At 38.8% G+C, this 13,309-nt stretch carries 14 protein-coding genes and 1 riboswitch; of the genes, 8 read left to right on the forward strand and 6 right to left on the reverse strand.

What is annotated here, in order from left to right; translation table 11 throughout:
• Positions 1-18: 18 nt before the first annotated feature.
• Positions 19-1,008, reverse strand: coding sequence for an ABC transporter substrate-binding protein (locus tag ACTNEP_RS08210; RefSeq protein ID WP_441161353.1), 990 nt, complete (start codon positions 1,006-1,008; stop codon positions 19-21).
• Positions 1,009-1,188: 180 nt separating this feature from the next.
• Between ACTNEP_RS08210 and ACTNEP_RS08215 the strand changes: the two genes are divergently transcribed.
• The 3 genes from ACTNEP_RS08215 (at position 1,189) to ACTNEP_RS08225 (ending at position 3,760) form a co-directional block, all read left to right on the forward strand.
• Positions 1,189-2,214 (forward strand): FecCD family ABC transporter permease, encoded by a 1,026-nt coding sequence (locus tag ACTNEP_RS08215; protein ID WP_441161354.1) that lies wholly within the window; start codon positions 1,189-1,191, stop codon positions 2,212-2,214.
• Complete coding sequence (locus ACTNEP_RS08220; RefSeq protein ID WP_441161356.1) at positions 2,214-3,209, forward strand: FecCD family ABC transporter permease; 996 nt, start codon at positions 2,214-2,216, stop codon at positions 3,207-3,209. Before ACTNEP_RS08215 ends, ACTNEP_RS08220 begins: the two co-directional genes overlap by 1 nt.
• Positions 3,210-3,286: 77 nt before the next feature.
• Complete coding sequence (locus ACTNEP_RS08225; protein WP_441161357.1) at positions 3,287-3,760, forward strand: DinB family protein; 474 nt, start codon at positions 3,287-3,289, stop codon at positions 3,758-3,760.
• A 347-nt stretch (positions 3,761-4,107) separates the two neighbouring features.
• Here the strand turns inward: ACTNEP_RS08225 and queF are convergent, their stop codons facing one another.
• A complete protein-coding gene (gene queF, locus ACTNEP_RS08230) occupies positions 4,108-4,515 on the reverse strand; it encodes a preQ(1) synthase (protein ID WP_441161358.1) in 408 nt (135 codons plus the stop codon).
• A 226-nt stretch (positions 4,516-4,741) separates the two neighbouring features.
• A complete protein-coding gene (gene serC, locus ACTNEP_RS08235) occupies positions 4,742-5,821 on the reverse strand; it encodes a 3-phosphoserine/phosphohydroxythreonine transaminase (protein ID WP_441161359.1) in 1,080 nt (359 codons plus the stop codon).
• Between the two features lie 54 nt (positions 5,822-5,875).
• A riboswitch (ZMP/ZTP riboswitch) is annotated at positions 5,876-5,957 on the reverse strand.
• A gap of 195 nt (positions 5,958-6,152) precedes the next feature.
• On the opposite strand from serC, the gene ACTNEP_RS08240 reads away from it, so the two are divergent.
• Positions 6,153-6,860, forward strand: a complete 708-nt coding sequence (locus tag ACTNEP_RS08240; protein ID WP_441161361.1) for an HAD family hydrolase — start codon at positions 6,153-6,155, stop codon at positions 6,858-6,860.
• A 109-nt stretch (positions 6,861-6,969) separates the two neighbouring features.
• A complete protein-coding gene (locus ACTNEP_RS08245; protein ID WP_441161363.1) occupies positions 6,970-8,136 on the forward strand; it encodes an MFS transporter in 1,167 nt (388 codons plus the stop codon).
• A gap of 87 nt (positions 8,137-8,223) precedes the next feature.
• Here the strand turns inward: ACTNEP_RS08245 and ACTNEP_RS08250 are convergent, their stop codons facing one another.
• On the reverse strand, positions 8,224-8,565 hold the full coding sequence (locus ACTNEP_RS08250) for a winged helix-turn-helix transcriptional regulator (RefSeq protein ID WP_441161364.1): 342 nt from the start codon (positions 8,563-8,565) through the stop codon (positions 8,224-8,226).
• Between the two features lie 104 nt (positions 8,566-8,669).
• Between ACTNEP_RS08250 and ACTNEP_RS08255 the strand changes: the two genes are divergently transcribed.
• Positions 8,670-9,527, forward strand: a complete 858-nt coding sequence (locus ACTNEP_RS08255) for an arginase family protein (protein WP_441161365.1) — start codon at positions 8,670-8,672, stop codon at positions 9,525-9,527.
• A gap of 118 nt (positions 9,528-9,645) precedes the next feature.
• Here the strand turns inward: ACTNEP_RS08255 and ACTNEP_RS08260 are convergent, their stop codons facing one another.
• Complete coding sequence (locus ACTNEP_RS08260; protein WP_441161366.1) at positions 9,646-10,599, reverse strand: SDR family NAD(P)-dependent oxidoreductase; 954 nt, start codon at positions 10,597-10,599, stop codon at positions 9,646-9,648.
• 83 nt (positions 10,600-10,682) lie between these two features.
• Entirely contained in the window at positions 10,683-12,107 is a 1,425-nt protein-coding gene (locus ACTNEP_RS08265; RefSeq protein WP_441161368.1) for an MFS transporter, read from the reverse strand.
• A 637-nt stretch (positions 12,108-12,744) separates the two neighbouring features.
• On the opposite strand from ACTNEP_RS08265, the gene ACTNEP_RS08270 reads away from it, so the two are divergent.
• Together ACTNEP_RS08270 and ACTNEP_RS08275 are read left to right on the forward strand one after the other, a co-directional pair.
• Positions 12,745-12,981, forward strand: a complete 237-nt coding sequence (locus ACTNEP_RS08270) for a YozQ family protein (RefSeq protein WP_441161369.1) — start codon at positions 12,745-12,747, stop codon at positions 12,979-12,981.
• Between the two features lies 1 nt (position 12,982).
• Complete coding sequence (locus tag ACTNEP_RS08275; protein ID WP_441161370.1) at positions 12,983-13,255, forward strand: small, acid-soluble spore protein, alpha/beta type; 273 nt, start codon at positions 12,983-12,985, stop codon at positions 13,253-13,255.
• Positions 13,256-13,309 lie beyond the last annotated feature (54 nt).

Below are 13,309 nucleotides of genomic sequence, written 5' to 3' on the forward strand. Positions count from 1 at the left end.
GGTCAGCGTCTTTTTTCCTTATTCAACTAAACTTTCCAGTGCATCGTCAATCATCTGACTATTAGCGATTGGACCTGCATACAGCCAGCTAGAATCCTGATCAAACTCATAAATATTATCTTTTTGTACGGCCGGAATGTTTTGCCAGATAGGGTCGTCTAATACACTTGATCCATTATCACTATTCACTAAGATAATGTGATCTGCTTCTAATTCTGCTAGTTTTTCTAAAGAGATTTCTGACCAGTTCGCCGTTGTCGTTTCTGAAATCTCAGATACTACGCTTGGAGCTGTCAAGCCTAATTCGTTATATAATAACTCTCCACTGGACAAGTTCTCACTTACAATGTAAAAGGTATCAGCAAATAGCCATAAAGCAGCAACGGATTCGTCACCTATAGCTCCTTGAATTTGCTCTTTTGCATCTTCCGCTTTTGTTTCATACTCTGCTAACACTTCTTCTGCCTTCTCTTCCATACCAAAGACTTCAGCGATCAATTGTAATTTTGTTCGCCAATCATTATTATCTTCTGCTCCAACAACAAAGGTTGGTGCAATTTTGTTATACTGGTCATATTTATTATCTTCTACCATACTTGCTGAATCTATTAGTAACAAGTCTGGATCAAATGACGTCACTGCTTCATACGGTAAATCACTTGGAATGGTTGGGATACCGTCTAAATCATCCTGCAAATATTCCTGGATATCCTCACCATCGCGCACCGACCATTGTGCAACTGGTGTAATGCCTAATGCAACTAAATAATCCTCTAGGTAAGAACCAATCACTCGTTCCGGATTTGCTGGAACTTCTACTTCATGCCCCATTGCATCTGTTATAGTTCTTGTATCTTCATCTACTGTAGTTGAATCATCAGCATTTTGACTTTCGGTTGCTTCGTTTTCATCTACAGATTCTGTATCTTCATTATTACCGCAAGCTGCTACTAGTAGTAAAAAAGCGGCAGTTACGCATATTAACCAACCTTTTCTATACGCTTTCACCTTTATAAGTTCCCCCTTTAGGCTATGTAATACTATTTATCAAAGTAAATGATAACAATTTTCATTTTCAATTACAAGTATTTTCTTTCAATAATCAATACGACTATACTACCAATATTCCCCCTTTTCCCTTATACTAGAATGATAATAGTCCTCAATTTATGAAGGAGTATATAAAGAATGTCAGTATCTAGAAATAACAAACAAAAATCTAGGCCGCTTGTTGCTTCTTTTATCATTATCGGCGGTGTTATTATCCTTCTGCTATCCTTAGTATTGTCCGTTATATATGGTGCGGCAGAAATCGATTTGCCAACTGTTTGGAATAGTTTTACCCAATTTGATCCGAATGAAACTGCCCATCAAATTATCCGAAATTTACGTATTCCCCGTGGTTTAGCAGCGGCACTGATCGGAGCTGCACTTGCTGTCTCCGGTGCGATTATGCAAGGGATGACCAGAAATGCCTTGGCTTCTCCCTCGATTATGGGAGTGACTGCTGGTGCTAGCTTTATGATAGCCGTGGCAATGGCGATCACGCCTCAGGTTTCCTCTTTTACTATGATGATTTGGGCTTTTGCCGGTGCCGGATTAGGTGCTGGTATTGTTTTTGGTGTAGGGTCTATTTCTAAAAGTGGCCTTACTCCAGTCAAGTTAGCATTAGCTGGTACCGCTGTAACAGCGATGTTAAGTGCACTTTCTTCAGGTATTGCGATTCACTTTAATATCGCCAAGGATATGAGCTTCTGGTATGCAGGCGGAGTTGCTAGTGTCCAATGGGTACATGTCCAATTACTGGCACCCATTGTGCTTATCGGGCTTATCATCGCCCTTCTGCTATCGAAATCAATTACCGTTTTAAACTTAGGCGAAGATGTTGCAAAAGGGCTTGGGCAACAAACTGCTCTCATTAAAATTAGCGCAACATTAGTGGTGCTCTTATTGACAGGAGCGGCTGTCGCAGTGGGCGGAACGATTGGATTTATCGGGCTGGTAATCCCCCATATCACTCGTTTTCTTGTAGGGGTTAATTATCGATGGATCATTCCTGCAAGTGCTGTTTTAGGTGCATTATTGCTTGTACTGGCTGATACAGCTTCACGGATGGTGAATCCACCCTTTGAGACACCAGTAGGTACGATGACTGCATTAGTAGGGGTTCCTTTTTTCCTCTATCTTGCCAGACGTGAAGGGAGAGGATTGTAATGGTAGCTCAAAAAAGAAAAACAGGGTTGCTATTGATTGGGCTTATTCTTGCGATTATTGTGACACTTTTCATCTCACTTAACACTGGGACGATGCGTATTGCTCCATTGGATGTATGGAAAACAATCATGGGACAAGGAAGTGAACAAAGCCAGCTTATCTTATTTGACTTCCGCTTGCCCCGGATGGTGATTGCACTCTTGATTGGAGCTGGCATGGCGATATCTGGTGCGATTTTACAAGGGGTTACCCATAATGACTTAGCCGATCCTGGTATTTTAGGAATTAATAGTGGAGCTGGTTTTGCGGTAGTTTTATATATCTACTTAACGCAAGGAAGCCCCACTGCTCAGGTTTTCATCCTCCCGTTAGCTGCACTTGCGGGAGCAACGATTGCTGCTGTATTAATCTATTTAATTTCTTGGAAAAATGGGGTCTCTCCCATTCGCTTAATATTAGTCGGTATTGGTATTAATGCTGCCTTTTCAGCTTTAATTATCGTTTATCAGTTAAAAATGGATCCTGATAATTTTACCCAGGCAACCATTTGGCTTTCAGGTAACATTGCCGGTACAGATTGGAGCTATACGTTAGCATTATTGCCATGGATAGTCATTCTTCTGCCGATTACCTTTTATAAGGCAGGAACATTAGATGCTTTACATCTTGGTGATGATACCGCACAAGGTCTTGGAACGCATGTAGAAAGAGAAAGGATGCTGTTACTATTTATTGCAGTAGCACTTGCAGGCGCAAGTGTAGCGGTAGGTGGAGCTATTGCTTTTCTCGGTTTAGTGATTCCTCACCTTGCAAGGAAATTAGTTGGTGCACGACATCAGCATATGCTCATTACTTCTGCATTATTAGGGGCTTTGTTATTACTTGTAGCAGATACGTTAGGGCGAAATATCCTTGCACCATCCGAAATACCTGTAGGTTTAATCGTTTCGTTAATTGGTGGTAGTTATTTTATTTATCTTTTAATGAAATCTTAATTGTCATTGAATGAAATATGAGAGATAATTTGTTATTTTTATAATGGTAAGTACTATAAAATAGGAGTTGATGAACGGTGTATCGTAAAGTAGATGACTTTATAGCAGATTGGAATAGTAGCGCACAAGGAACTATCCAAGTACTTGAATCATTAACAGATGAAAAGCTTGATCAAGCTATTGTGGAAGGACATAGCACACTTGGTTGGCTTGGTTGGCATTTAGCAACGTCTCCTGCTTTTTTTGGTGGGATGATCGGTTTAAATGTGAAAGCAGCTGGTAATCCAAGTGAAGTACCTAATCAAACAGAATCAATTGTCCAAGCATATAAACAACTGGCAGAAGATGTAGAAAAGGAAGCAAAGTTGCTAACAGATGAGCAGTTAACGGAAGAAATCGAAAGCTTCGGTAAAAAATCGACACGTGGTGCTATGTTACGTGCGTTAATTGATCATCAAACTCACCACCGTGGTCAAATGACCGTACTGCTTCGTCAAGCAGGATTAAAGGTACCAGGTGTAATGGGACCGACGAAGGAAGAAAGCAAATAAAAAAACGAAAGTGCTAACGCCCCTATAACAAAATTACTATTGAAACGAATGACTAAGCTCTAGTCACCAGTTATTTATCGTAGGGTGATTCGTAAAGCGAAGTATATTTCCTACGCAGGTATTTGCACCATTTATGGTTCGGAATTTGCTGGATAAAAACTCTATCATCCCAGCCTTAAACTTGATTCAAAATGAAAGTGAAGAAGCTCGGTTTTACATACGGATTCTATGACCCTTGAGGCTTTGATCGAGCTTTCTTTCACTTCTCATTATAACTCTAAATAGAAAAATAGTGGGCAAAATCATTTGTCGATGATCTGACCCACTAATCTTAGTATGCTTTATATTTATTCTGTATATTCTCTATGTGCTTCTGTCGTTAATTCAATTCCACCACGAGCTGTCTGATATACCGTAACATTAACAGATGCAGGTTCGATCGCCCACATTATATCATCCGCTATTTGAGCAGCTAATGATTCACAAAAAGCACCGTGATCACGGAAAGACCATAAATAAAATTTCATTGATTTTGATTCAATACATTTATGACGTGGTGTATAGGAAATTTCTACTTTCCCGAAATCTGGTTGACCTGTTTTCGGACAAACGGCAGTAAATTCTAATGCACGAAACGTTATATTTTGCACATTTGGTGCGTCAAATGCTTCTTGCTTTAATACTTCTCTTGCCTCTTCTACACTATTTGGTCGTGGCATCGGGCCAGACCTAGGTAAATAATAATTCTCTGACATGTTAATCCCTCCTAGTTTTGATAAAGCAGGATGGTCACGAACTGCTTAATTAGTCTAAAAAGGAATTATAGCAGAACTTATCACAATTGCCAACTTATCTTCATGCTTTTACATAGAAAGATATCGTGAAAAGATGTTGTATAGAGGAACTTTCATACTGGAAGATCCCCGAGCTCGAGCTTACCTAGATATAAAGGAAGCAGTCACAAGAACTGCTTCCTTTATTTTACTGATAGTTTTGTTCAAATTTCTCCATAAATGCAACTAAATCTTCTACACCTTCCACAGGCATTGCATTATAAATACTAGCGCGCATTCCACCAACAGAACGGTGGCCTTTCAATGTTTCCAATCCTTCTGCTTGTGCTGCTTTCACGAATTCAGCATCCAAGTCACGGTCTGGAATGACAAAAGGAATGTTCATAAGAGAACGACTGTCTTCTTTTACTGGAGAACGGTAGAAATCAGATTGAGCAATATAATCATACAGCAATGCTGCCTTCTTCTCATTACGAGCTTGCATTTCTTTTAATCCACCTAAATCTTTTAACCATTCAAAAACTAGCTTTGCTATATATACCCCGAATGTAGGTGGTGTATTATAAAGAGAGCCACTCTCACTATGTGTTTGGTAATCCAGCATTGTCGGGCACTGTTCCGAAGCATTACCGATTAAATCATCCCGAACGATTACAACAGTCAAACCAGCAGGACCGATATTTTTTTGGGCACCGGCATAGATTACCCCAAATTTTGAAACATCTATTTCTTCAGATAAAATATTGGAAGACATATCTGCAACAAGTGGTACATTACCAGTATCAGGAATCTCGTGGAATGCCGTACCTTCAATTGTATTATTAGTAGTAATATGGACATAGTCTGCTTCTGGATCCATGGTGCTTGTATCAACTTTCGGTATATAAGTAAAGTTCTTATCTTCAGAAGAGGCAATCTCGTTAACTTCTATAAACTTCTTCGCTTCTTTCATTGCTTTTTTAGACCAAGAACCGGTATTGATATAATCAGCTTTGCCGTTTTTCTTTAAATTCAATGGAACAGCTGCAAACTGTTGGGAAGCACCACCTTGGACAAAAAGTACTTTGTAATTAGCTGGGATATTCATCAATTCACGTAAAAGACTTTCTGCTTCTGTAATAATATCCGTGAAAAGCCCTGAGCGGTGACTTAATTCCATCACCGACATGCCGGAGTCTTTATAATTTGGCAATTCTCTTTGTGCTTTTTCTAAAACTTCTAACGGTAACATAGATGGTCCTGCTGAGAAATTGTGTACTCGTTTCATCTTTAACCACACTCCTAATTAAAATTAAATAGAAAGAGGTAAGGAATAAATCCTTACCTTTGCCCAGGCGAGCGGCTATCGAAACTACGTGCTCCCTTGCGGTTAATCCGCACCCTCGCCAGTTACACGCAGCCTTTTATTTTGTGAAAATTATAACAATATTCGCATGATATTTCAATTAAATTTTTAGTAAATTTCCAATAATGATACGATTATTATCCTATTCTACTTTCGAATATTTGCCGTCTCAAAATAAGTAAGAATTTCGTAACAGTTTGCATGCGAAAAATGTGATAAAATGGCTAAGTGAGAAAAAACGAGGAATGATAACATGCAGACAATTATTTTTGATGTTGATGACACATTATATGATCAATTACTGCCTTTTCGTAATGCAGTTTATCAACAATTAGATGCCTCCTTCTCCGAGTCTGAGATTGGAGCGTTATATAAAGCAAGTAGAAAATATAGTGATGAAGTGTTTGAAAAGCAGATGAGCGGTGAAATAACAGCATTGGAATTACAAACCTATCGGATCACAAAAGCTTGTGAAGAATATGGATTTACACTGAGCTACGAAGATGCCGTGCAATTTCAGGAAAGCTATTTACAAGAGCTGCAAAAAATTCAATTGTTCGAGCCGATGAAGCGTCTGTTAAACCAATTATCCGAGCAAGGTAAGCAGTTAGCAGTTTTAACCAATGGCAAGCTTGATCACCAAATGATGAAAGTGAAACAACTGCAGCTAACCAACTGGATTCCTGCTGAGCATATTTTTGTCTCAGGAGATGTTGGACACTCGAAACCAAGTCTCAAAGTCTTTGAACATATAGAGAGTAATCTTCCATTAAAAAAACAGGACACTATATATATTGGTGATTCATTTGAAAATGACGTCATCGGTGCCAAAAGAGCTGGCTGGAAAGCTGTTTGGATGAACCATCGAAAGCGAAAAGCATCTCAACAGGATATAATGCCTGATTATACCGTAGAGAAGCCAGATGACATTTTAACGATAGCTAGTCAATGGAGTAGTTAGGGAGATTTATATTTTCCAGGCTATTGATGACGAATGAAAAATATACCATGAAAGAGTAACTAATACATCACATCATGAATTGGTGGCTTTCATTTTTGGAGTGAGATTGTTGAATTCAAAAAAAGTATTAGGGATATTATTTGCCGTCATGTTCTTTGTGATGGTTGGGTTCGGAATTATTATACCAGTTCTACCTTTTTATGCAGAAGAGCTTGGCGCATCACCATTTGAGTTAGGCTTATTAATGGCAACCTACTCGGTAATGCAATTTTTATTTGCTCCGATGTGGGGAAAAATGTCAGATAAAATCGGACGGAAACCAGTCTTAATGATTGGAATTGCCGGTTTAGCATTATCCTTTTTCCTGCTTGCCTTAGCCACTCAATTATGGATGTTATTCGTTGCACGAATTATTGGTGGTTTCCTATCTGCCGCCAACATGCCGACAGTAACTGCATATGTAGCAGATATTACTAGTGAAGAAGACCGTGGAAAGGGAATGGGAATTATTGGTGCAGCTGTAGGTCTTGGCTTTATTTTCGGACCTGCTATCGGAGGTGTTTTTTCCTCTAGTAATTTAGCGATTCCGTTTTATTTATCAGGGATATCTTCCTTAGTTACCTTTTTGCTAGTTACCTTTGTTTTAAAGGAATCGTTAACGGAAAAAGGGACTGTACATGATAAAAAACGGCCTTCCTTATTAGAAGCCATTAAATCACCGAATGCCAATCTTTTTATTCTACAGGGGTTTGTATCTGTATCTTTGGCAGGACTCGAAGCGACGTTTGCCTATTTTGCTTATGATCGGGCTGGGCTTGGAACAGTTGAACTCGGCTATATCTTTATGATCATGGGTTTGGCAGGAGCAATTGTCCAGGGAGGATTAGTTGGCCAAATGACGAAAAAATTAGGAGAAGGAAAGGTTATTCAAATTGGTATTATAGGCTCTGCTATCGGTTTTACGCTTATTTTGTTTGTACAGGATTTTCTTACTGCAGCAATATTCCTAACGGTTTTCGGTTTAGGAAATGGCTTGATTCGCCCTAGTGTATCTTCCTTATTAACAAAAAAAGCAACTTCCGGCTATGGACAGGTTACCGGACTGTTATCATCCTTCGATTCTTTGGGTCGAATTATCGGGCCTCCACTTGGTGGGATATTGTATGGCGTTGCGATTTTTATGCCGTATCTATCAGGAATCATTTTATCCGTCCTTGCTCTAGGCATTTATTATCTGTATAGGAATCGGACCGATGCTCTCGAAGGGAACATATAATTAGTAAAGCATGTTATCTGCAAAGATAGCATGCTTTTTTTGTTTTTACTTTAACTCGATTCAAGACCCCATTTACGCTCTTTCAAGCTAATTATTTTGGTTTATTACACCCCACTCACACATCTCTTCCAAAATGGGTAATAATGTTTCCGCCTTAGCCGTGAGACTGTACTCGACTTTAGGAGGAATTTGGGGATACTCTTTTCGTTTCACTAAACCATCTGCTTCCAGTTCTTTTAATTGTGAACTTAATGTTTTATAAGTAATAGCTCCTATTTGTCTTTTTAAGTCATTAAAGCGAACGGGTTGATTCTCTGCAAGAAGGAAAATAATAACCATTTTCCATTTTCCACCGATAACTGAAACAGTATAACCAAAAGGGGTATCTGTAATATTTTTAACTTTCCCTTTATATTCAGCCATACTCATTTTCACACTATCCTTTCAGGTAGTACCTATCAATAAAGTGCGTACTACTTTTTTATTTGTGCTCAGTTTATAATAATCTTACTTTAAAGTAAAGGAGAATCAAAATGGCTAAAAAAACAATCCGTATGTTAATGCCACAATGGCAAGGGGGAAACAACCCTAACTACTCTTTTGGAGCCGAATTACTTGCTTGGCTAGCCCCAGAAAATAATCAACCCCTTATTCACGTACCAGTTAAAGCTTATGATGGCACTCCGCTGGAAAACGAGAACGGTACGAATGGGAGAAAACAATTACTTGAACAATTAGAGGCTGCTCAACATATCATTGACGCTCATAAGCCAGATCGCATCGTCATGTTTGGTGGGGACTGCTTAGTCGAACAGGCCCCTTTTGCTTATTTAAACAAACGCTACGGTGGGGAGCTAGGTTTAATCTGGATTGATGCTCACAGTGATTTGGGTAGAATTGTTGGATATGATTACGGTCATACATTACCGCTTGGAAATCTCTTAGGAGAGGGAGATGAAGAGTTCGCTAAACATGTAGACATTCCTCTAAAACCTGAACAAGTCTTTATCGCAGGATTAGATACTCCCACACAACAAGATACAGAAATCATTAAGAGACTAGGTATTAAAACTGCTGGAACGAAAGAATTAATGCACAGTACGGAAACTATTAAAGAATGGATTAAGGAAAGTGAAGTGAAACATCTAGCTATTCACCTTGACCTAGATGTGCTTGATCCTAAGGCATTTCGTTCATTATTATTTGCCAATCCTGAAGCACCTTATGATTTTTCTGCAGCTGGAACCATGCAAATGCCTCAACTACTTGATCTGATGAAAGAACTTTCCGAAGAAACAAATGTAGTTGGATTAGGTATTACCGAGCATATGCCGTGGGATTCCATTAACTTAAAGAAACTGCTTGGAGAAATACCTATTTTAATTAATTAAAGCGATAAACAGAGTGATGATAGACCAACCATCTCTATACACATAAAATACACTCATACACAATTTTATATTTGTGAGAGTGTATTTTTATGTGGCAATGTCTCATTCTAGGTACTTTTCAATCTCCTTTTGACATTAACAGTTGTAACGTTTCTTCAAGGCCTTTCCTGAAAGGAGTTGCTGGTATGGGACCAATGCGTTTCTCATATTTTTCACCACTTAGCACAAACCCTTCCTTCGTGAGGTACATAATCTCAACTAGTTCTCTCATAAACGAATCAAACAGCCCAATAAAGCGAATGACATTTTTCGTTAAAGGAAGGACCATTTTTTTATTTCCAGTTACTTCACGAGCTATCTGTATAATTTCTTTACCTGAAATCAAACCCGCTCCAGGTATATTCCAGTTCTCTCCATAAGCATCATCTTTTTCAGCAATATTTACGATCATTTTGGCTGCATCTGGTAGATAGACATATTCCCGTGGTGTTTTCAAGTTTCCAATAAAAAGGGATACATTATGTGCAGCCATTCCTTCTAAAGTTGGCTGCAAGTATGAACTTTGAGACGTTGCACCGTAGTAATCCGGAAGTCTATAAATTATTGCTTTGGTATTTTCCCACTTGTTACTGAATATCAAATTCTCGTATTCTACTCTTAACCTTCCCTTCTTCGTATGCGGTTTTTTTGGATGCCTTTCATCACCCTTCGTAACTTGATGTCCATAGACATAGATTCCATCTACAATAGCAATCTTTTTACCTAGAATATTTGCGGCTTTCATCACACTTTCGCCAAGCAAAAGAAGTTTATCTTCCATCTCTTGATAAGCAACACCAACACATTTGAATATTACTTCTGCATCCTCTGCTGCGTCTACAATTGTTTGGTAATCAAATACATCTCCCAATTTGTAGGATAATCGTTGATGATAGTCGTGTTTTTCCATTAGGGCCTCTAACCTCGTCTCAGAACGTCCAAAAGCAATAACCCTGACCCCTCTTGACAGTAATTCTGATACAATGACCTGCCCTGTCCCCCCAGTAGCTCCCAACACAATTGCCGTATTCATTGTTAAATCCCTCCATTAGTGATTAATCAATAACTATATTTGCCAAAAAATCACGATGATTTATGCTTCAAACCGTTTTGAGTTTATTGGTGATTTATGTCTTTACGTTGAACAAAAATAATCAATAGAGCACTAGCTATTGCAAAAATGGCGGATCCAATGAATATCCAACTGAAACCCCCAGTGAGTGCATCCTCCATGCTGTGCCCTGTGGAAGTAAGTGAATCCGTTCTAATGGCAGAGAGTATGACAAGAATAGTAATACCTACGGCACCACCGATTTGCTGACTTGAATTAACTAGGCCACCTGCAAGACCTTCCTCCCTTTTAGGTACTCCACTAACAGCAAGCGCAATACTGGATACTTGCGCCCCTCCAGCACCTGCTCCCAAGACAATAGTTGGACCAAGTAAATGGATGATAAATGAAGCGTTGCTTGGAGCATAAGAAAGCCATATTAAACCAACCGCAAACACCACAAGTGATAGGACCAACGTCTTTTCTGTACCCATTCGATTCATGACAGCTGGAACTAATCCAGCACCAACAATCAAGGCTACAACGAGTGGGAGCTGTGCAAGTCCTGTTGTAAACGCGTCATATTCAAGCACACTTTGCATATACACAGAAAGCCCATAAAATAGTCCGATGGATGCACCTCCTAGCAGTAGCACAGCTAAGTTTCCTTTTGTTACCGAAGCATTACGAAAAAGACTTAGTGGCACTAGTGGCGCTTTCGTCCGTTTTTCAATAAAGATAAAAGTGATAAGTAACGTGATACCTATAAGGATAAGGATGAACGTAATCACCCAGTCAACTTGATTCGCTATTTGAAGCGCAGCAACAATCGCTACTAAACCTGCTGTCACGGTCACAGCCCCTGCCACGTCTGTTTTCATGTTCTGAGCTTTCGAATCTTTGGTGACTAGTAGAGGAATAGCAACAATCACAAGAATACCCACTGGAACATTGATAAAAAACACAGCCGACCAACCGAATAAAGATATTAAGACTCCACCAAGAAAAACACCGACTCCACTTCCAAGTCCTGCAACGATTCCCCAAATACCTAACGCCTTGGCACGCTCCTCTGATTCTGTAAAAAGCAGCGTAACCAATGCTAGAGCAGAAGGAGCTAAAAAGGCAGCAGACACACCTTGTATTGTGCGTGAAATTAATAACCATTCAATGGAATTCGACAAGCCCGCTACTGCTGAGGCTAGGATAAAACCGATCACCCCCACCATGAATATGCGCCTATGCCCAAATCGATCAGCTAAACGTCCACCTAGCAAAAGCAAGCCTCCAAAAGGTACAACGTAAGCCGTTAACACCCAGCTTAATGTATCGGTACTAAGCAGCAATTCATCCCCTATGGAAGGTAAAGCAATATTCACAACCGAGGAATTCAAAATGATTAAAAATTGGGCCAAAGCAAGGATGACCAAAGCCCACCAGCGGTGTAAACTGCGTTGACTGGTCTCTTTATTTGTAACAATATTATCCACCACATTCACTCTCCTAAAATTTTATTATTGATTGATCACTAATAAAATTACTTAAAAATGAGGAAAGTAGAGCGATAATTTTTGCTCTCCATTTCGTTTAAGCTTGTTACATGTTATAAAAAACATACGCGTGAGTTAAACGTAAATCGTTAACAATAAAAATGAACTAAAACGACAATACCTCATCAGATGGACACCACAAGTCAGATTGTTTTAATTGTTATTGATAAATCAATAACAATTTGTTGTTAAAAGTAATATAACTGATTTGACTCAGTTATATTATTTTGTTTACTTACCAAAAAGTTCAGAAAGGCCTATAAGATAAGCGATATTACCTAACATACCCATAGCTAAAAACATCATAAATTCTAATGTTTCTTTCGTAGGACCGCGAATACTTCTAACCTGGCTTCAAGAAACTACTCCTTACAAAGCTTTGATGTCGACCTGACCATTGTACAGGTGAGAACCCCCATCCATTTTATTAGTGATCAATCAATAACATAATAACCAACTTTGAAAACCAATGCAAGTGTTATGGTTAAATTTCTTTTGAACAATTTCTGAGCATTGCTAATCGATACTCATAAATTTTAATGGAAGGTAAAACATAATAAAAAAGGAGGTACTAAAAATGAAAAAGAAGAATCAACAATCAATTAAAGACAGTAAAAAAGTAGCTGAGAAAATGCATGATGTACAGGGTTATGACAGTCAAGATCAGACAGAAAAAGGTTTAGCGATCACACATGAACAAGTTTCCGATGATTATATGGAAGGTACGATTGATGGAAAAATCGATCGTATTAATAAAAAAGATGAATTAACGAGTCATGATGGGGAAGACATTCCAAGAGAAGGGTTTAAATAAAATGGCAAACAAAAATAAGATACTTGTACCAGAAGCTAGAAAAGGATTGGATCAATTAAAAGCGAAAGTCACCCATACAAATGACCCTCAAAAAGCAAAATACAAAGTAGCAGCAGAACAACAAGTATCACTCCAGCAAGGGTATAACGGGAATATTAAAGCGAAAGATGCTGGAAAAATAGGTGGTCATATAGGCGGGAATATGGTTCAAGAATTAGTCAAAATTGGGCAACAACAACTTTATCAAGACCAAAATCGTAACGATTCTAATTAAATTACGAATTAATGAAAGGGTCAGCTCTAGCATTTCAAACTGACCCTTAATCTA

Origin of the sequence: Gracilibacillus sp. HCP3S3_G5_2, assembly GCF_052063305.1 — a bacterium.
Lineage (GTDB): Bacteria > Bacillota > Bacilli > Bacillales > Amphibacillaceae > Gracilibacillus.

Excerpts from the sequence above, each read along its gene's own strand:
- ACTNEP_RS08215 (WP_441161354.1), top strand. The coding sequence starts at position 1,189 with ATGTCAGTATCTAGAAATAACAAACAAAAATCTAGGCCGCTTGTTGCT.
- ACTNEP_RS08220 (WP_441161356.1), top strand. The coding sequence starts at position 2,214 with ATGGTAGCTCAAAAAAGAAAAACAGGGTTGCTATTGATTGGGCTTATT.
- queF (WP_441161358.1), bottom strand. The coding sequence starts at position 4,515 with ATGTCAGAGAATTATTATTTACCTAGGTCTGGCCCGATGCCACGACCA.
- serC (WP_441161359.1), bottom strand. The coding sequence starts at position 5,821 with ATGAAACGAGTACACAATTTCTCAGCAGGACCATCTATGTTACCGTTA.
- ACTNEP_RS08240 (WP_441161361.1), top strand. The coding sequence starts at position 6,153 with ATGCAGACAATTATTTTTGATGTTGATGACACATTATATGATCAATTA.
- ACTNEP_RS08250 (WP_441161364.1), bottom strand. The coding sequence starts at position 8,565 with ATGAGTATGGCTGAATATAAAGGGAAAGTTAAAAATATTACAGATACC.
- ACTNEP_RS08255 (WP_441161365.1), top strand. The coding sequence starts at position 8,670 with ATGGCTAAAAAAACAATCCGTATGTTAATGCCACAATGGCAAGGGGGA.
- ACTNEP_RS08260 (WP_441161366.1), bottom strand. The coding sequence starts at position 10,599 with ATGAATACGGCAATTGTGTTGGGAGCTACTGGGGGGACAGGGCAGGTC.
- ACTNEP_RS08270 (WP_441161369.1), top strand. The coding sequence starts at position 12,745 with ATGAAAAAGAAGAATCAACAATCAATTAAAGACAGTAAAAAAGTAGCT.
- ACTNEP_RS08275 (WP_441161370.1), top strand. The coding sequence starts at position 12,983 with ATGGCAAACAAAAATAAGATACTTGTACCAGAAGCTAGAAAAGGATTG.